Here is a 19286-nt window from a genome sequence, read left to right as displayed (position 1 = left end):
TCAGGCCGCGCGGCACTTGGCATGGCGTTGGCGTAATGCGTCCTTTTCCATTACCGTACTTTTGCCCCATGCGTTACCTTCTCACCTTGCTGGCCACCTTTACCACGCTGGTTGCCCAGGCCGGGCCGCCGCAGCTGCTGCTCGATGTAGCCCGCTTCCGCAACCTCGATAAGGTGGTGAGAGGGGCGGAAGTGGAAATATATGTGACCGTGCCTACGCAGCCGCTTACCTACCGGCAGCGGGCGCCGCGCTCGTTCCAATCGTCGGCCGTGGTTACGCTCGATATTTTGAAGGCCGACGGCAAGCCTGCCTACCACGAAGTCATTACCCTGAAGCCACCGGTGCTCAACGATACCACCATTGCCATCAAAAATCCGTTGAGCTTCCTCAAGCGCGTGCAGCTCCCCGATGGTAAGTACACCCTACGTGGTATGGTGAAGGACCAGTACAAGAGTGCCAACGGCGAAACTATTGTTGAGAAACCGTTGGTGTTGGAAACGCCGGCTACTAGCCCGTTCCTCAGCGATGTGGTACTGTTGGCCCGCCCGGCTGTGCGCGGAGCTAGCGACGACAACTTTGGCCGGGGCGGCTACCGCCTCACCCGCACGCCCGGCGGTAGCTACGGACGCGGGGCTGAAAATCTGTTTTTCTACACCGAGCTGCACAACGCCCCAGCCAGTCCGGCCCTGCGCGTGCATTACCACCTTACCACCCCCGACGGTTCGGCCGCCGATGCCGACGGCGAGCTCACGCCCCAGGCTGGACGGCCGACCACCGTAGTGGGCCAGTTGCCTTTTGGGCCGTTGCCCGACGGGCCGTTCACACTGTTTATAGAAGTGTATGGTGGCCCCGGTAACAAAAAGCTAATTGCCGGCCACCGCGCCATTGGCCAGCGCAACACGGCCGATTATGCGCCTGCCGGGGCGCCGGCCGCCCGCTAGGTATGGCCATAAAAGGAACGATGGCAACCACCGCCCGGCCCTATGCCTGGTACTTCGAGCCGGTGCGCTGGCTGCTGCTGGGGCTGGCGCACCTGCCGTTGGCCGTACTATATGTGTTGGCAGAAGTTATTTATGTGCTGCTGGCTTACGTGGTGCGCTACCGCTGGCGTGTGGTTACGGAAAATCTGCGCAATTCTTTTCCGGAGAAAACACCGGCCGAAATCGAACGCACGGGCAAGGCTTTTTACCGGCACTTTTCCCAGGTAGTGGTTGAGATTTTGAAGGCCGCCGCCATTTCGTCCGAAGAGCTGCGGCCGCGCATGCACTTCACCAACCCGGAGGTTATGACGAACCACTTCGCTGAAAACCGGTTGGTGCTGGCGTTGGGCTCACACATGGGCAACTGGGAGTGGCTCCTAAACGGCGCAGAGCTGGAATTCCCCGGTCGGGCCGCCGGTGTGTACAAGCCGTTGAACAACCTGTTTTTTGAGCATTTCACGCGCCGCCTGCGCACCCGCCTCGGGGCCGATGCCGTGCCAATGCTGGCCACGCTGCGCTACATGGTGGCCCATCGCGGCGAAGGTCGTATCCTCAGCCTGCTTACCGACCAGGCTGCCGGCCCCGAAGACCGTCCTTACTGGACCCAGTTCCTCAACCAGGACACCAGCTTCTATACCAGCGCCGACCGCCTGGCCGTGCAGTTCGACTGTGCTTTAGTTTACATTGGAATTCAGCGAGTACGGCGCGGGTACTACGAAGTCACCTTCAGCGAACTACCCGATGGCCGCGTGGCTAAGGTGGCGCCGGCCGGCACGTTTCCCGTCACCGAAGCTTTTGCCCGACAACTGGAAACGGACATGCGCGCCTCGCCCGAACAATATCTGTGGACACACAGAAGATGGAAGCACAAACGGTAGGGTAGCCTGTCATTGCGAGAAGTCACGACGAAACAATCCGTCTACCCTCAGCGACCAGCCTAACTTGTGACAAAGCCTTTTGAGAAGATGTGACACCCTTTTACTTCAAACACAGAGCCCCGACACTACGCAGCGTCGGGGCTTTTCACATTATTAGGCTGGTCGCAGAGAGGAAGGCTGGCTTCGCTCACAGTGACAGATGGGGCTTTTCTAGAGGAACGGCTCGATGTCGCCGGCGCCTTCGCGGACGATGTCGAATTCGTCGTTGATGCAGTCGACGATGGTGCTGGGAGTGTTATTGCCAAAACCCCCGTCAATCACCAAGTCCACGAGCAGGCGGTATTTTTCGAAAATCAGGTCGGGGTCGGTCACGTACTCTTCGAGGGTTTCGGCACTTTCGCGCACCGACGTGCTCACGATAGGGTTGCCGAGCTCCTTCACCAACTGGCGAATAATCTGGTTGTCGGGCACACGGATGCCGACGGTTTTGCGCTTGGTGCCGCCGAAGCGCGGAGCGTTAGCGCTAGCTTCGAACAGAAACGTGAAGGGACCGGGCAGCGCCTTCTTGATGACTTTGTAAGTGGCGGTGCTGATGCCGTGAGCGTAGTCGGAAATGTGCGACAGGTCGTAGCAGATAAAGCTCAGGTTGGCTTTTTCGGGGTTGATGCCCTTGATGCGGCACACGCGCTCCACAGCTTTGGCATTGGTCACGTCGCAGCCGATGCCATACACGGTATCGGTGGGGTAAATAATGACACCGCCCTTGCGCAGTACCTCAACGGCTTGCTGAATGCGGTTTTGGGGCGGATTCTCGGGATGAATGCGGAGCAGGGTTGCGGGCATAGAAAAAACGAAGAATGTAAGTGAAGCGGGAAGGGCGGGGGCCGCCGCAAGCCGACCAAAACCGGCTCAGCGGCTTGGGCGGGCCAAAGGCGCGGGAAAGGTACTACCTCCGGCCGAAACGCGCCAACTTGGCCACGCCGCGCGGGCTGCCGTGGCGGAGCTTCGTACTTTTGGCGCCGCTCCTCTGTTTTCTGCTTTAATTCCCATGGCCAAACCCGCCCCAAAGTCCATCCTCGAACGCCGCGACGATGCCCTCAAACGCCGCAAGCGCTGGGGCGCCGTGAGCGTTGTTTTCACGCTTGCGCTGGTCTGCTTCTCGTACTATTTCTACCAGGTATTCTTCACCGCCAACATCGAAATCAAGGGCAAGCCCACCTACGTCATCGTGCGCCGCGGCGACGACTGGCAGCAGGCCCTGAAGACCATTGATGCCACCAACGTGGTCGTCGACCGGCTTTCGCTGCACTTCGTGGCCAAGCTCATGAAGTACCCGGCCCATGTGAAGCCCGGCCGCTACGAGCTCAAGGACGGCTACACCAATAGGCAACTCATCAACGTGTTGAAGGCCGGGTTGCAGTCGCCGCTCAAGCTCACCTTTACCAACGTGCGCCTGCGTCGCGAACTGGCCGACAAGCTCTCGACCCAGATTGACGCCCAGCCCGCTACCATCGACTCGCTGCTGGCCAGCCCGGGCTACACCCGCAGCTTGGGCTTCGACACCACCACGGTGCTGAGCATGTTCATCCCGAATACCTACGAGCTGTACTGGAACACCTCGGCCACCAACCTCATGCAGCGCATGAAAAAGGAGTACGAGAAGTTCTGGACCCCCGCCCGCGACGCCCAGCGCGAGAAGCTGCACCTCACCCGCGCCCAGGTGAGCACGCTGGCCAGCATCGTGGAAGCCGAGCAGCAGCAGCATGCCGACGAGCGGCCGCGCATTGCCGGCGTGTACCTCAACCGCCTCAAGCGCGGCATGAAGCTGCAGGCCGACCCCACGGTGGTGTACGCCAACCGCGACTTCACCATCAAGCGCGTGCTGAACGTGCACCTGCAAAAGGACTCGCCCTACAATACCTATAAGTACGCTGGCCTGCCGCCTGGCCCCATCAACCTGCCCAGCATTGCCAGCATCGACGCCGTGTTGAAGCCCGAAAGCAACAGCTACATCTACTTCTGCGCCAAAGAGGATTTCAGCGGCTACCACGCGTTTGCCACGAATGAGACGGAGCACATTGCCAACGCGCGCCGCTACCAGGCCGCGCTGAACCGGGCCGGGATTAAGTAGCCATCCGGCGAACGTCATGCAGAACGCAGCGAAGCATCTTGCCCGCAGCCAGTAATCCAATCGTAAAGCTGACATCATATTAGTGGTGGCGGGCAAGATGCTTCGCTGCGCTCTGCATGACGTTCAGATAATGCCTGTTATCATGTACACCTCCGACATCCAAATCCGCGTGCGCTACGCCGAAACCGACCAGATGGGCTACGTCTATCACGGCAATTACGCGGCGTATTTCGAAGTGGCTCGCACCGAAGCCTTTCGCAAGCTCGGCATCAATTACAAGGACATGGAAGCCGATGGCGTGGGCATGCCGGTGGGGGAGTTGCGCACCAAATTCCGCCGCCCGGCCCGCTACGATGACCTGCTGACGGTGCGCCTGCTGCTGCGCCAGCCGCCTGAAGGGGCGCGGGTGCTGTTCGAGTATGAGATTTACAACGAGGCCGGCCAGCTACTCACCGAAGGCCATACGCTCATGGTGTTCGTGAAAACGGCTACCGGCCGGCCCGTGGCCATGCCCGCCAACATTCAGGAACGTTTGCTGCCGTATTTTAGCGAAGACGAATTTGATAGCCCCGTGCTGCCCACGCCCGGGGCCATTCCGCCCGATGCGCCCGCACCGGCGGCGTTTCGCAAGTAATAAGCAGCAGTAGTTGTTCGTCATGTGGAGCGCCGCGAAGCACCTCTGACGTTTCATTGTTTAGATTGAGCTACTGTTACGGTTGAGATGCTTCGGCAAGCGAACGCCGGAGGAAGCATCACGTTCCATGATTTAATAGTCAAAACGTCCTTGAAAGCCCCCGCCGCCATTCGCCGAGCCCGCCTGCCCGATGTGCGCCAGCAGCGTCCCTACCGGCGGCTGATTGTGGGGCTAAAACGGTTGCGTATCGGCAACAGCGGAGCTTCGCTCTACGATATTCTTGACCGCATCTTACACGAGCTGCGGCTTGACTCGCTGGAGAAGCGCGCCGCCTACATGGCCTTCAACCTCACGGTGGCCCTGTTTCCAACCATTATTTTCCTGTTCACGCTCATTCCGTACATCCCCGTGCCGAACCTGAACGTTGACATCCTCCAGTTTCTGGCCGACTTCATGCCGCGCGAGTTGTACGCGGCCACCGCCGGCACCATCGAGGACATTGTGAACATTCCGCACGGCGGTTTGCTTTCGTTCGGTTTTGGCACGGCGCTGGTACTCAGTTCCAACGGCATCATGGCGCTGCTCGATGCTTTTGAAAAGAAATATCCTTGGTTTAAGCATCGCAGTTACCTTCGCAAGCGCATGATTGCCACCGGACTGACCTTCGTGCTGGCACTGATTCTGTTGCTGGCCATTGCGGGCATCTTTTTCGGTACCTACCTCATCGACGGGCTGGTGTTCTATGAAATCGTGCCCGAGCGGTTCACCGATTTGGTGCTCACCCTCATCCGCTATGGTTCGCTGGTGGGGCTGTTTCTGAGCACGACCTGCGTGATTTATTACTTCGTGCCGCCCGTGCACGACAAGTGGCCGCTAGTGTCGGCGGGGGCCATTGTGGCCACGCTGCTCATTTTTCTGGTGTCGTTTTTGTTCACGCTCTACGTCCGTATTTTCAACTCCTACAACACTTTCTACGGCTCCATCGGGGCGCTGGTGGGCTTCATGGTGTGGCTGGAATTTGTGTGCATGACGCTCATCATCGGCTTTGAGGTGAATGTGAGCATGGACGCCATCACCGGCCGGCGTCGCCAGATGATGCGCGAGCAGCTGGAGTCTCAGCGCGTCGGCGCCGAAAAATGAGGCGCTGGCTCTCAGGCTGCTAGCAAAAAGTTGGTAGTTTTTTCGCAAAGCAGGTTTTTCGTTTCGGTTTCCTTTTTACTTTTGCACTCCCCAATCACTCGGGGAGCTTCTAGAGAGGTGGCAGAGTGGTCGAATGCGACGGTTTCGAAAACCGTTATACCGGCAACGGTATCGGGGGTTCGAATCCCCCCTTCTCTACGAAAGGCTTTTTCTGCGCCGGAAAAAGCCTTTTTTGTTTCAATTACGTATTTCGGCGCACGAGTAATTGACCCAGAGAGCTGGCAGAGTGGTCGATTGCGGCGGTCTTGAAAACCGTTGAGGGTCAAACCTCCGGGGGTTCGAATCCCTCGCTCTCTACAAGTAAGCCCTCATTTCCAGTTCGGAAATGAGGGCTTTTGCTTTTCAGCGGCCAAGTATTGGTGGATAGCAAAGGAGACTCTGCTAGTTGGTGGAATATAGTACGTTTGCCGGCCCCTACTTTTCCTCCTTACAATGCTACTGGCTATTCTGCTCCCCGGTATTTCGATGATTCTCAACGGCCATATTCTCAAAGGCATCGTGTGCGGCATTCTGCACCTGACGCTGATTGGCTGGATTCCGGCCGCTATTTGGGCCGTGGCCTCGCACAGCGAGGACCTGGCCGAAAAGCGCCACCGCGAAACCCTGGAGCTGCTGGCCCGGCAAGGGCGCGTGTAATCGCATGCGCCGCGAGCCAGCTGCCGGAAATCAATTCCCGGGATTTTGCTGGTGGCCGAGAGCGTGCCGGTGTAGGTGCCATGCACGGTAAGTAGGGCGGCAGAGCAGCGCCCGTTGATGGTAAAGTGGAAAACGAGGGGGCTGAGAACTGACGGGGGTGGCAAGAAACGAACGTAAATTCTTTGAGGGTGGCTGCCCCAAAAGCGTGCATTCGTCCGATTTTTCCTGCTGGCCCGGGTTCTTGGACGCGGCGCTGGGGCTTGGCCAAACGTTCTGCTCGCGCAGCACTTACGCCTTTGCAGCACGGCCGTACCGACAGGTAGGAGAGGGGCGGCAACGCAGGCTGGAGGTTTGCCGTTGAGCCAGCACGTAATGTTGTGCTTTCTTCTCCTTTTTTCATGCTGCGCTCTTTTTCTCTTTTGCTGGTATTGGTGCTGGCGTTGGCAGCCCGGCCCGCAGCCGGTTACGCCGTACTCACTCACCAGGCCAACATCGATTCGACCTGGGAGCGCTGCTTGGTACCGGCTATTCTGAAGCGCTACCCAAACTCGACTCCCGAACAGTTGGCCGATGCCAAGGCCTACGCTTATGGCGGGGCCATCATTCAGGACATGGGGTATTATCCTTTTGGCTCGGTGCTGTTTACCAACCTCACGCACTATGTGCGCTCGGGCGATTTCGTGCGCAACATGCTGGCTGAGGCCCGCGACCGCAACGACTACGCCTTTGCCCTGGGCAGCCTGGCCCACTACGAGGCCGACCTGAACGGCCACCCCGAAGGCACTAACAAAGCCATGGCCTCCGTCTACCCCGATTTGCGGGCCAAGTACGGTGATGTCATCACCTATGAACAGGCGCCCAAGCAGCACACGCAGCTGGAGTTTGCCTTCGACGTGGTGCAGCTGGCCAGCGGCAAGTACCGCAACTCGGACTATCACCAGAAAATTGGTTTCCAGGTTAGCAAGGCTACTTTGGAGCGGGCCTTCCTGAAAACCTACGGCTTGGAGCTAGGCCAGGTCATCGTGAACGTGGACTTGAGCATTGCCAGTTTCCGCTTCGCCGTAAGCCAGCTGATTCCGACGGCTGCCCGCGCGGCCTGGCATTCCAAGCGCAAGGACATTCTAAAAATTAGCCCCGGCGCTCGGCGGCGCGACTACCTCAAGCAGGAGCGGCCCCGCGAGTACCGCAAGCTGTACGGCGATTCCTACAAAAAGCCCGGGTTTGGGGCCCGCATCATGTCCTACTTTATTCGGGTGCTGCCCAAAATCGGGCCGCTTAAGCCCTTTGCTTTCAAGCTGCCCACTCCAGAAGCCCAGGCGCTGTTTCGGGCCAGCTTCCGCAAAACCATGGCGGCCTACTGCGCCGACATCAGCCGCCAGCCGGCCGACACGGCTGCCATGCCCCTGAAGCTGGCCAACGCCGACTTTGATACCGGCCACCCCACGCGCGCCGGCGAGTACCCGCTAGCCGACGAAACCTACGGCGAGTGGCTCCGCAAGCTGTCCGACAAAAAATTCGAGAACCTAACCCCGGTGGCCCGGCAGAACATACTGGCTTTTTTTGGTACAGAGCCTAAAACACCGGCCTCGGGCGAGGAGAAGGAACAGCGCAAGCAGGCCGATACGCGGAAGGCCCTCGATGAGCTGCGGGCGCTAAAATAGCCGTCTAAACGCGCGTCCAAAATTCATTGGACTGTAGCAAACGCATTAGGAGCCGATGCGGGTAGCGGGGGGGGGAGGCGATGCCTGATTTTTTCCCTACCTTGTTGGCTGCCAAAACCTGAAACCGACGGCATGTTATTGGTTTAAATCTTGATATGGATTTTTCATTGATAGGATTTTGCCGGTTTCCATTTGTGGCTGTTCCCACTTATTCAACGTTTTATTTCCACATTTTACACGCACATTTATGCAAACACTCTACACGAAGGGGCAGCCTTTCCGCTGGATGCGGCTGCTAACCCTGTTGCTTTTGCTGCCGCTGGCGGGCAGGGCGCAGACCTTTTATGATTTATCAACCGGCAACTATTCGCAGGACTTTGCTGACATCGCCAACTGGACCAACAACTTCGCGGCCGGGGCGGGAGCAAACAACTACCGGACAGCAACTAGTGTGGCGACTTCGCCGGCTAACCAGAGCGCCGTGTTCGTTACTGGCGCTAGTGGAGGCGTACAGAAAGGGACGCTCAACATTGTGCTGCTGGCTACGGGCACCGCCGTTCCCAGCAATGCTGCGGCCTTCGACCTGCTGCTCAACTTCTCCAACCGCACGGCAGGCAACCTTTCGTTCGACTATGCCAAGGTGGTCAATACGGCTAACGACGCTAATCCCCGAAAGCAAACGCTGAAAATTCAGTATAGCATCGACAACGGGGTAACATTCACCGATTACACAGCCACGGGGTATACTGCTCCCATTGTAAGCAATACCACCACTGCCGAATCGGGCACGCGAACCATTGCTTTGCCCGCTGCGCTCAACAACCAGGCAACGGTAGTAGTGCGGTTTTTTGCTTCTCCCAACGGCGACAACACCGGCAGCGGCAATCGGCCCAAAATTTCCATCGATAACGTGGCGGTTACTTCGACGGCCATACCAACGGTGACCTGCGTAGCACCGGCCGCACCTACGTTCTCGGGCACCAATAGCAGCAGCACCAGCGTGGCCTTTGTGCCCGATGCCACCAATACCAGTCCTTATACCGTCACCGCGACGCCAACGGCCGGGGGCACGGCCATTACGGCCACGGGCACCAGCTCGCCCATCAGCCTGACCGGCCTGGCAGCCAGCACCGGCTATTCAGTAACGGTGACGGCTACCTGCACTTCGGCTGCGGGCGGCGGAACCGTGACTTCGGCGGCGGCTACCGTCACGACCACGGCGGCTTCAGCCAGCTGCATAGCACCCACGAGTGTGAGCGCCACGCCAGGGTCAACCTCGGCCAGCATTGCCTTCACGGGCGATGCCACGGCCACTGGCGGCTACACGGTGGCAGTGACACCTACGGCTGGCGGCACAGCCATTACGGCCACGGGTACCAGCTCGCCAATTACTGTGACCGGCTTGGCCCCCAATACCAGCTACTCCGTGACGGTGTCCAGCGACTGCGGTGGCAACGGCACGGCTACTTCCAGCCCGGCTGTCACCTTCGCCACCCTGGCTCCTAACCCTGAAATCAACGTGCAGGTAGCGGGCGTTGACTACCTGACCGGCAGCACCTACGACTTCGGCACGACCAACTTCGGCACACCTGTAGGCCCCGTAACGTTCACGGTACAGAATACGAGCACGACCGACGTGCTGACAGTGAGCGGTGCCGGCATTACTAGCAGCACCGGAGCGGGCTTCACCCTGAGCGCGCCCAGCACGCCCTTCACCGTTGCCCCAAGCAGCACGGCCACCTTCACGGTAACCTTCAACCCCACAACGGCTGGGGCTAAGACCGGGGTGGTCACCATTACCAACAACGACCAGAGCGAGCCGAGCTACGTCATCAACCTGACCGGCCAGTCCAACACCCCACCGCCTACGGCCACCAACTACTCGGCTACGAGCATTCTGGCTGGTATTCAGAGCACTGAAGTGGTGACCGGCACCAGCCTGAGCGGTGCCACTGTCACGATTACCAGCAACACGGCCGGGACCGTAACCGTGGGCACTGTTACGGCTTCGAGTACCCAGGCCAGCTTTACGCTGCTGGCAACCCAGGCGGGCTCCTTCACGCTCAACATTACGACTGCTGGTGGTTCGCTCACCCAGGCCGTGACGGTGACCACGCCGCCTACCGGCTTCTTCGAGCCGTTTGAAGCTGGTACGAAGGCCACCTACCCGTCGGGTAACGTGGTACTGACCACTGGCTCATGGAACTTCACCGAAGCCCTGTTGGGCGCCCAGGCTCCTACGGCTACGCCCGGCACGGGCGAGAAAAAGAACAACGGCCAAGCCGTGCGCCTGCGCACGCTGGGCACGGCCAGTATGAACTTCGATAAGAGCGGCGGGGCCGGCAACATCACGTTCCTGGCCGCACTCTACGGCACCGACGCGGCACAAACCTCGCCGGCCAGCGCCGTATTGGTGGAGATTTCGACTGATGGGGGTGCCATTTATACTACGGTGGGCAGCATTACGCCCACGGCCACCCTGGCCTCGTACACCCTGGCCGCCAACAAGACGGGCAACGTCCGGTTGCGCTTCAGCAGTAACACGACCGGTACTACCCCGCGCATCAACCTCGATGACGTGCAAATCAGCGACTATGCACTCGCGGTTTGCGACGCGCCAACCGGCCTCACGCCGGGCAGCATCACCAGCAGCTCCGCTACGGTGAGCTTCACGGGCAGCGCTTCGGCCGCCAATGGCTACACCGTGACGACTATGCCGGTTACCACGACCCAGACGCCAGCCGCCGGGGCTACTTCGGTGAGCTTCACGGGCCTGCAGCCCGGCACTACTTACGCGGTGAGCATCGTGAGCAACTGCTCGGCTACCAGCACTTCCAGTGCTGCTACCACCAACTTTACTACGCTGGCCCTGGCCCCCACCCTGGCCGTGAGCCAGAGCGGCACCAGCTACCCCAGCGGTGGCACGGCTTATGACTTCGGCAACCAGACGGTGAACACCACCAGCTCGGCCGTTAGCTTCACCCTCACGAATAATGGCCCCGATGCCCTGACCATCAGCGCCATTACTACCACCGGCGATTACGCCGTAAGCGGTGCGGCCCCTACTACTGTGCCCGCTGGCGGCACGGCCACCGTGAACGTGACGTTCACGCCTACTGCTACGGGTACGCGCGCCGGCACACTGGTTATCAGCTCCAACGCTACGAACGGCGGAACCTATACCGTGAACCTGACGGGCAATGGCCAGGCTGCTGCCCTGCCTGACCTGACGGTGACCACCGGCACTCCGACTTCGCCCACGCCCATTACGGGCAACTACAACAACGTTACCATCGCACCGAACGGGTATGCCATCCTGGCTGGCCCGCTGACGGTGGCCGGCACGCTGACCATTCAGGGAGGCGGCGGCCTGTTGCAGGGCGGCGCGGGGATGGGCTGCCAGCTGCTGACCGGTTCCGGCAATTTCAACCTGCAAGCCGGTGGCACGCTGGGTATTTGCGACCCGGCCGGTATTTCGCCCACGGGCGTGCCCACAGGCGCTGTGTTGCTGACGGGCACCCGCACGTATAGCCCCGCTGCCAACTACATCTACTCCGGGAACGTTGCCCAGACAACTGGTTTGGGCTTGCCTTCGACGGTGCTCGGCCTGGGTGTGCAGAACGCCGCTGGCGTGACCCTGAGCCATGCCGTGAGCCTGACGCAGGGCTTGAACCTGAGCCTGGGTAATCTGATTACCAATGGCCAGACCTTCACGCTGCTCTCGTCGAACGCGGGCACTGCCGGGGTCGTGAATACGGGTGGTGTGGTAGTGGGCACGGCTACCGTGCAGCGCTCCATCAACAGCAGCAACGCCATTGGCTACCGCCACTACTCGGCCCCGGTGAGCAACACCACCTTCGCCGACCTGACGGTGCCCGGCGTATTTACGCCCACCTTCAACCCCACTTACAACGGTAGTGCTACCCCGGGTGCGGTAACGCCCTTCCCAACGGTGTTTGGTTACGACCAGGACCGCATTGCCACGGTAACCTCGAACTACAGCGCATTCGATAAAGGCTGGTTCTCGCCCAATGGCGTCGGCGACCCGATGGTGGTGGGCAAAGGCTACAGCGTGAATGCTCCCAACACGGCTCTGGTGGACTTTATGGGTAACCTGAACAGCGGCCCCGTGCCTTCGGGCACGCTGAACCGTGGCGCCGATGCCGCCGCTGGCTGGCACCTGCTGGGCAACCCCTACCCCAGCCCCCTCGACTGGAGCACGGTAACTCCCGCCCAGCGCCCCGGCATGGACGCCGCCATTTACGTGTTTGAAAGCGCCGGCCAGTACGGCGGCTCGTACCGCGCCAGTGTGAACGGCGTGGGCGGCAACGCCAACAGCCCGCAGCCCATCGTGGTATCGAGCCAAGGCTACTTTGTGCGCGTGACCACCCCCAACGGTACCGGCCAAGTAAACCTGGATAACTCGAACCGCGTGACGGTATTCACCACCCAACCCAGCTTCGGCCGTGGCACCGCCGACAGCCGCCCCCAGGTAGCCCTGACGCTGCAGGGCGCTTCGGCAGCGGATGCTGCTTATGTGTACTTCCAGGCTGGCGCTACTGCGGGCAAGGATGTGGAATTTGACGCGACCAAGCTTGCCAACTCGCACGGCCTGAACCTGACCTCGCTGGCCGGTGGCGAAGCGCTGGCCATCAACGGCCTGCCCGCCCTGGGCACGGCTACGGTACTGGTGCCCCTGAACGTGGCCGCCCCGCAAGCCGGCAGCTATTCGCTCACGGCCGGCTCGCTGGCCAACTTTGCCGGCACCACCGTGACGCTCGTGGACGCCCTGACCAGCACCCGCACGGTACTGACGGCTGGCACCACTTACGCTTTCAGCATGGGCAGCACCACTGCTGCTGGCCGCTTCGCGCTGGAGTTCCGCCCGAGCGGTGCGCTGGCTACCACGGCTGCCAAGGCCCTGGCTGCCCAAACCCAGCTGTTCCCGAACCCCACTTCAGCCTCGTTCCGGGTGCAGTTGCCGCTGTTGGCTGGCAAAACCACGGTGCAGGCCACCCTGGCCAACGCCCTCGGCCAGACGGTGCTGAGCCGCACGCTGAACGCGGCGGCTGGCCAGGCCATCGATGCGGAGTTTGACGTGCGCGCCCTAGCCGCCGGGGTATACACCCTGCGCCTGAACGTGAACGGCATACCCATAGTACGCAAGGTTGTGGTAGAGTAGAGACGGTCTGGGCTACAAACCAAACTGCTTTTCAAAAGCCCCCTGCATTGCTGCAGGGGGCTTTTTTGTGCGCAGGCCTGGCTGGGCCTATGGCACGCCACAGCTCATTGCTAGCAGGCTGAATCATAAAACCTGGCTCCGGCTTAAACCCACTTGCTTAATAGCAGTCTTAAAGGCAACACGGTTACTTTTTATTTGCTATTCGTCATTGCCTTCCATGAAATCACGCCTCACTTATAGCCTTGTGCTGTTGCTAGTACTGGCTGCCACTGTAGCAGGGCTGGCCCACCGTTCGCCTCGCGAAAAACGGCCAATTCGTCGCGAAGTCCGTGCCTACTTCGCGGCCAATGTATTGCCCGTGCTGCGCCAGCAGCGCCAGAAGCTGGAGCCCCAGCTCGCCACCGCCGACCGCGCCCAACTGGCCACTTATCGTGCTCAGTTGAAAGTCCTGAAGGAGCAAGGCCGGGCCCTGCGCCAAGCCGCTGTGCTGGCCATCGGAGCCACGCCCGGCACGCGTCCGGCGCTCAGCGAAGCCCAGCGCGAGCAGGCGCACCAGCTCCGACAGCAGGCCCGCAGCATTATGCTGAGCGTGGCGCAGCTGGCCCAGAAATACGATGGTCCCATCAGCCAGCTGGCCCAGGAGGTGCAGCCGCAAAAGGACAAGTGGGCTGCCGATATCAAAGCCATTGTAGCCAAAAACGCCACCCCCGAGCAACAGGCCAAACTGGCGGCGGCTCAAGGGCGCCGACGCAGCCACGGTCCCGGACAACTGCGCCGCTTTTTCAAGCCTGCCATGTTCCTGCTGCTGGACCCCAATGCTCCCGCTGACTCGCCCGTTGAGCGCGGCGTTGGCAACAGCAGCTTCTACCCAAACCCCGCCGCTGCCACTACGCAGCTGGAATATGACGTAAAGAAAACGGGGCCCGTATCGGTCGATTTGCTCGATAAGGATGGGAACAAGCTGCGTACGCTGCTGCCCGAAACTCAGCAGGAGAAAGGCGGCCACAGCCAGCAGCTGGATTTGAGCGACCTGCCGGCTGGTACGTACTTCTGTAAAATCATCACCAAGAGCGGTACACAAACCAAACGGTTTGTGAAGGAGTAAAGCTGTAGCTGCCTGGTGCTGCGAGTGAAGCACGACGCGACTATTTTCGACAAGCTTTAAAGCAATGAAAGCCCCGGCTCTACTTCAGAGCCGGGGCTTTCATTGCTTTAAAAAGGGGGGTACACCATCAGCTGTGGTGCATTGGGGAGGAATTCCACGGCAAGCGCAGCTCCACTCGCCAAGCCAAGCTTGCTACTCCCGCACCAGTTCGCCGCTCAACCGGCGCAGGGCCAGCTCCGCCTGTTTGGTGGCGTAGCGGATGTCGAGCAGGCGGGTTTCAGCGTCGAGCTCGTTGCGCTGGGCTTCGCGTAGCGCCAATGGGGTTAGCAGGCCCAAGCGGTAGCGCTCCAGGGCGATTTCAACGTTCTGGCGCGCCAGCTGAATGTTGGTTTCCTCCAGGTCGAGCAGCTGCAGGTAGTTCTGGTATTGGGCAAAAGCAGTGGCTGCGTCGGCATCGAGCTGCAGGCCGGTTTGGTCGAGTTGGAGGCGGCGCTGTTCTTCCACGACGCGGGCATTCTGCTCTTGTCGGCGCAAGTTGAAGCCGTCGAAGATGGGCACCGAGGCCGTAATGCCATAGTTCAGGCCCTGTACCTGGTTGACGCTGGAGGTAAGCGTGGTGCCTGCGAAAGCGGCATTGTTGATGTTGCGGGTGAGGCCATAGCCCGAAACCAACCCGATTTGGGGGAAGCGCGAGGCCCGCACCAAGCGGCGGTCGTAAGCAGCCACGTCGAGCCCGAGCTTGGTTTGGGCCAGGCGCGGATTGTTGGCCTTGATGCCGGCCGTGATGGTTTCCTCGCGCAGGTCACGCGTCACGGCCAGGGTGTCGCTGGGGGCGAAGTCGGTGCGCGGAGCCCGGCCCAGCAAGTTGTTGAGGGTGATTTTGGCGGCCTGCAACGCCTGCTGCTGTTGCAGCAGCAGGCTGCGGTCGGCGTTGTAGTCGACGCGGGCGGTTAGCACCTCCACTTTGGCGCTCACGCCCACATCAACCTGCGCCTGGGTGAGGTCAATGCGAGCCTGACCAATTTTCAGGGCTGCTTCGAGTGAGGTGATTTTGCCAGCCTGGCGCACCACGTTGTAGTACGCATTGGCGACGTCTTCCACGGTTTCCTCCACCGTGGCACGGGTAATTTGCTGCTGCTGCAGGCGTAGGCTTTTCAGGCGGTCGTAGGCGATGAACATGCCGAAACCATCAAAAATTGTCCACCCCAGGGTTACATTGGTATTGAAGGCATTGGAAGTTGCTCCGTTCACGATGCGCGGGGCAGATTCGCCGAAGCGCTGGTTGATGTTGTTATTGTTGAACGTGCGGGTAAGGTTGCCCGTGACACTGGGCAGCTGGCCGGCATTGCCGCGCGTCACGTTGTTCTGGGCCGTCTGCTCGTCTAGGCGCGAAACCTGAATGCCGTAGTTGTGCTGCAGGGCTTCCGCAATGGCTTCCTGTAGCGACAGGGGCGCAGCGGCTGGCCCCGATGCCGGGCGATTCAGCTGGCGCGGCTGGGCTGCTGGCAGCTGCGCCAAGGAGTTGAAGGAGAGAAGAAAGAAAAGGAACTTAAAGAATTTCATAGAATCAATTCAGGTCGTCATGCTGAGCGCAGTCGAAGCATGACGTTCCTGTTTGTGGCAGTTCGCCAACGTTACGCCGTTACCGGTTGCTTTTCCTCTTCTGCTTCCTTGGGTTTGTGGCTCTTTGCTGAGGCGAAATACGAGTACATCACCGGCACCACAAACAGCGTGAGACCCGTGGCAAACAGCAGCCCACCCACCACGCCAATGCCCATGGCCCGGCGCCCCAACGCGCCTGCTCCCTGGGCCAGCGCAATGGGTAGAATGCCGAGCACGGCGCACAAGCTGGTCATCAGAATAGGCCGGAAACGGGCCGCCGAGCCTTCAATCAGGCCGGTCATGTAATCAGCACCTTTTTCCACGCTCTGGTTCGCGAATTCTACAATGAGGATGCCGTTTTTCGTTACCAGGCCCACCAGCATAATGATGCCAATTTGCGAGAAGAGGTTCATGGTTTGGTTGAAGTACCAGAGGCTGAACAGGGCGCCGGCGAGGGCCAGTGGCACCGTGACCATGATAATGCCCGGGTCGCGGAAGCTTTCGAACTGCGCCGCCAGAATCAGGTAAATCAGCACCAGGGCGAGGCCAAAGGCAAAGAGCACCGACGACGAGCTTTCGGCGAAGTCGCGCGATTGGCCCGAGAGCGAGGTTGAGAACGAGTCGTCGAGGGTTTTGTCGGCGATGGCCTGCATGGCGGCAATTCCTTCGCCCAGGGTTTTGCCCTTGGCCAGCGAAGCCGAGAACGTAGCCGCGTTGTAGCGGTTGAAGCGGTAGAGCTGGGGCGGCGTACTTTTCTCCACCAGCGTAATCACGTTGTCGAGCTGCACCAGCTTGCCGGTGCGGCTTTTCACGTTCAGGGTGCGCACGTCGAGGGGCTGGTTGCGGTCTTCGCGCGCCACCTGGCCGATAATCTGGTACTGCTTGCCTTCCCGAATGAAGTAGCCGTAGCGCTGCCCACTCAGGCCCGCCTGCAGCGTTTGGGAAATGTCCTGCACGCTCACACCGAGCGACTGCGCCTTTTCGCGGTCAATTACCACGCGCAACTCGGGCTTGTTAAACTTCAGGTTAACATCGACGAAGCTGAAGGTTTTGTCCGCTTGCGCGGCTTCCAGAAACTTCGGGACGGCATCGGTTAGCTTCTCAAAATTCTGGGTTTGCACCACAAACTGCACCGGCAGTCCACCTCCGCGCCCCCCGCCGCCGCCAGAGCTTATGCTTTGGTCCTGCGACACAGACACGCGGGCCCCAGTGTATTTTTTTACCGCGTTGGTGATGCGGTCGGCTAGCTGCTGCTGGGTGTAGGGGCGCTGGTCGGGGTCAATCAGAAACACGCGGGCAATGCCCGAGTTGGCCGCGCCACCGCTGCTGCCGCCGCCGGGCGAAGTCACGGTCAGGATGTTGTCGGCTTCGCGGGCCGAGCTGTCCTGGAGCACTTTAGCCAAGTCGTTCATGTAATTGTCCATGTACTCAAACGAGGCGCCTTCGGGAGCATTGGCGTTAATGCTGAGGCGGTTGCGGTCTTCCACTGGAGCCAGCTCCGAGGGCAGCGCTTTCATGAAAAACCAGATGCCCACACCCGTGAGGGCCACCAGCCCCCAGGCCATCCAGCGACGGTCGAGGAAAGTGGTAAGGGCATTGCGGTAGCCGTCGGTGAGGCTTTGGAAGAAGGGCTCGGTCTTGCGGTACAGCCAGTTGTGGTCGCCGCCCTTTTTCAGCAGCTTCGAGCACATCATCGGGGTGAGGGTGAGCGACACGAAAGCCGAAATCAGCACCGAGCCGGCCAGCACGATGCCGAACTCGCGGAACAGCTTGCCCGTGATGCCTGGCAAAAACACCACCGGCAAAAACACCGCCGCCAGCACCACCGTGGTCGAAACCACGGCCATCAGAATTTCGGCCGAGCCGTTCTTGGACGCTTCGAGCGGGGTTTCTCCTTCCTCAATTCGACTGTAAATATTTTCCAGCACCACAATGGCATCGTCGACCACCAGGCTGATGGCCAGTACGATGGCCAGCAAGGTGAGCACGTTGATGGTGAAGCCCATCAGGTCCATCACGAAGAAGATGCCGATGAGCGACACCGGGATGGCGACCACCGGAATGAGCGTAGAGCGCCAGTCGCGCAGGAACAGGAAAATCACGACCACCACCAGCACAAAAGCTTCCAGAATGGTGTCTTCCACTTCGGCAATCGAGGCCCGAATGAAAACGGAGTTGTCGAAGCCCGTGCTGATTTTCAGGTCCTTCGGCAAGTCGTTCTGGTACTGCTTCATCCGCTTGTTGAACTCGGCGGTGATGGCAATCTGGTTCGAGCCGGGCTGCGGAATGGCCATCACGGCCACCATCGGGATGCCGTTGCGACGCAGAATGGTCTGGTCGTTTTCGGGGTAGAGCTCGGCGTAGCCCACGTCGCTCAGGCGCACCAGCGAGGTCGGGTCGTTGCGGATAATCAGGTTGTTGAAGTCCTTCACACTGGCCAGGCGGCCCATGGTGCGCAGCGAGAGCTGGGTGCTTTGGCCCTGCACCGCGCCGCTGGGCAGCTCCACGTTTTCGCGGGCCAGGGCCTGCTGCACATCTACCGGCGACACGCCCAGCGCGGCCAGCTTCACGGGGTCGAGCCAGAGGCGCATGGAGTACTTGCGCTCGCCCCACACCCGAATTTCGCTCACGCCGGGAATGGTTTGCAGACGTTCCTTGAGCACGTTGTTGGCGTAGTCGGTGAGCTCCAGCAGGGTGCGCGACGAGGAGCTTAAGTAGCTCAGGATGATGGGGGAGGAGTCGGCGTTGGCCTTACTTACCGTGGGTGGGTCCACGTCGCGCGGCAGGCGGCCCTGGGCGCTCGACACCTTGTCGCGCACGTCGTTGGCGGCCGCTTCGAGGTCCACGCCGAGGTCGAACTCGACGGTGATGTTGCTGCCGCCGTCGCGGCTGGTGCTCGACAGGTTTTTGATGCCCGCAATGCCGTTGATGCCCTCTTCGAGCGGCTCGGTTATCTGGCTTTGAATGACATCGGCCGAGGCACCGGTGTAGCTGGTCTGCACCGTGATGATGGGCGGGTCGACGCTTGGGTACTCGCGAATGGCGAGCGAGCGGAAACCAATCGCCCCGAAAATCACGATGAGCAGACTCATCACGATGGCAAGCACCGGGCGGTTGATACTGACAGAGGAGAGGCTCATAATGTTGAGAAAACCGCTTGTAACACGGGGTTTTTGTCTGTCATCCTGGGCGCAGCGAAGGACCTTATCACGTCAGAATAAAACGGTGTAATTCAAACGATGCAACGGTGATAAGGTCCTTCGCTGCGCTCAAGACG

12 protein-coding genes and 2 tRNA genes are annotated in these 19286 nt (G+C 60.3%); 11 read left to right on the top strand and 3 right to left on the bottom strand.

The features are described 5' to 3' along the window. Positions 1-68 precede the first annotated feature (68 nt). Both ABD837_RS20340 and ABD837_RS20335 read left to right on the top strand, forming a co-directional pair. Complete coding sequence (locus tag ABD837_RS20340; protein WP_345058269.1) at positions 69-941, top strand: hypothetical protein; 873 nt, start codon at positions 69-71, stop codon at positions 939-941. A gap of 2 nt (positions 942-943) precedes the next feature. Beyond that, the gene (locus ABD837_RS20335; RefSeq protein ID WP_345058267.1) at positions 944-1858 is read left to right on the top strand and encodes a lysophospholipid acyltransferase family protein; all 915 of its coding nucleotides are present in this window, start codon (positions 944-946) and stop codon (positions 1856-1858) included. Between the two features lie 210 nt (positions 1859-2068). Here the strand turns inward: ABD837_RS20335 and ABD837_RS20330 are convergent, their stop codons facing one another. Beyond that, positions 2069-2701, bottom strand: a complete 633-nt coding sequence (locus ABD837_RS20330; RefSeq protein WP_345058265.1) for an L-threonylcarbamoyladenylate synthase — start codon at positions 2699-2701, stop codon at positions 2069-2071. 205 nt (positions 2702-2906) lie between these two features. Here ABD837_RS20330 and mltG point away from each other — a divergent pair, with 205 nt between their 5' ends. The 9 genes from mltG (at position 2907) to ABD837_RS20285 (ending at position 14407) form a co-directional block, all read left to right on the top strand. Then, positions 2907-3989 carry an endolytic transglycosylase MltG gene (mltG, locus tag ABD837_RS20325; protein ID WP_345058263.1) on the top strand — a complete coding sequence of 361 codons (1083 nt, stop codon included), beginning with the start codon at positions 2907-2909 and terminating at the stop codon, positions 3987-3989. Positions 3990-4131: 142 nt separating this feature from the next. Continuing rightward, positions 4132-4623: an acyl-CoA thioesterase gene (locus tag ABD837_RS20320; RefSeq protein WP_345058261.1), complete on the top strand. Its 492-nt coding sequence runs from the start codon at positions 4132-4134 to the stop codon at positions 4621-4623. A gap of 150 nt (positions 4624-4773) precedes the next feature. Beyond that, the gene (locus tag ABD837_RS20315; RefSeq protein WP_345058259.1) at positions 4774-5763 is read left to right on the top strand and encodes a YihY/virulence factor BrkB family protein; all 990 of its coding nucleotides are present in this window, start codon (positions 4774-4776) and stop codon (positions 5761-5763) included. 111 nt (positions 5764-5874) lie between these two features. Beyond that, positions 5875-5961, top strand: a tRNA-Ser gene (locus ABD837_RS20310). Positions 5962-6035: 74 nt separating this feature from the next. Then, positions 6036-6120: transfer RNA gene (locus ABD837_RS20305), tRNA-Ser, on the top strand. A 135-nt stretch (positions 6121-6255) separates the two neighbouring features. After that, entirely contained in the window at positions 6256-6459 is a 204-nt protein-coding gene (locus tag ABD837_RS20300) for a YqaE/Pmp3 family membrane protein (RefSeq protein WP_345058257.1), read from the top strand. A 398-nt stretch (positions 6460-6857) separates the two neighbouring features. Further along, positions 6858-8120 carry a zinc dependent phospholipase C family protein gene (locus ABD837_RS20295; RefSeq protein WP_345058255.1) on the top strand — a complete coding sequence of 421 codons (1263 nt, stop codon included), beginning with the start codon at positions 6858-6860 and terminating at the stop codon, positions 8118-8120. A 247-nt stretch (positions 8121-8367) separates the two neighbouring features. Then, complete coding sequence (locus ABD837_RS20290) at positions 8368-13302, top strand: beta strand repeat-containing protein (protein ID WP_345058253.1); 4935 nt, start codon at positions 8368-8370, stop codon at positions 13300-13302. Positions 13303-13519: 217 nt separating this feature from the next. Further along, positions 13520-14407, top strand: a complete 888-nt coding sequence (locus ABD837_RS20285; protein ID WP_345058251.1) for a T9SS type A sorting domain-containing protein — start codon at positions 13520-13522, stop codon at positions 14405-14407. A 192-nt stretch (positions 14408-14599) separates the two neighbouring features. On the opposite strand, the gene ABD837_RS20280 is transcribed toward ABD837_RS20285, so the two are convergent. Next, positions 14600-15970 carry a TolC family protein gene (locus ABD837_RS20280; RefSeq protein WP_345058249.1) on the bottom strand — a complete coding sequence of 457 codons (1371 nt, stop codon included), beginning with the start codon at positions 15968-15970 and terminating at the stop codon, positions 14600-14602. A 71-nt stretch (positions 15971-16041) separates the two neighbouring features. Further along, positions 16042-19149, bottom strand: coding sequence for an efflux RND transporter permease subunit (locus ABD837_RS20275; RefSeq protein WP_345058247.1), 3108 nt, complete (start codon positions 19147-19149; stop codon positions 16042-16044). Positions 19150-19286 lie beyond the last annotated feature (137 nt).

It is taken from the genome of Hymenobacter glaciei, from assembly GCF_039539585.1.
GTDB classification, from domain to species: domain Bacteria; phylum Bacteroidota; class Bacteroidia; order Cytophagales; family Hymenobacteraceae; genus Hymenobacter; species Hymenobacter glaciei.
The sequence above is the reverse complement of the archived record's forward strand: the minus strand, read 5'-3'. Positions and strand labels throughout refer to the sequence as shown.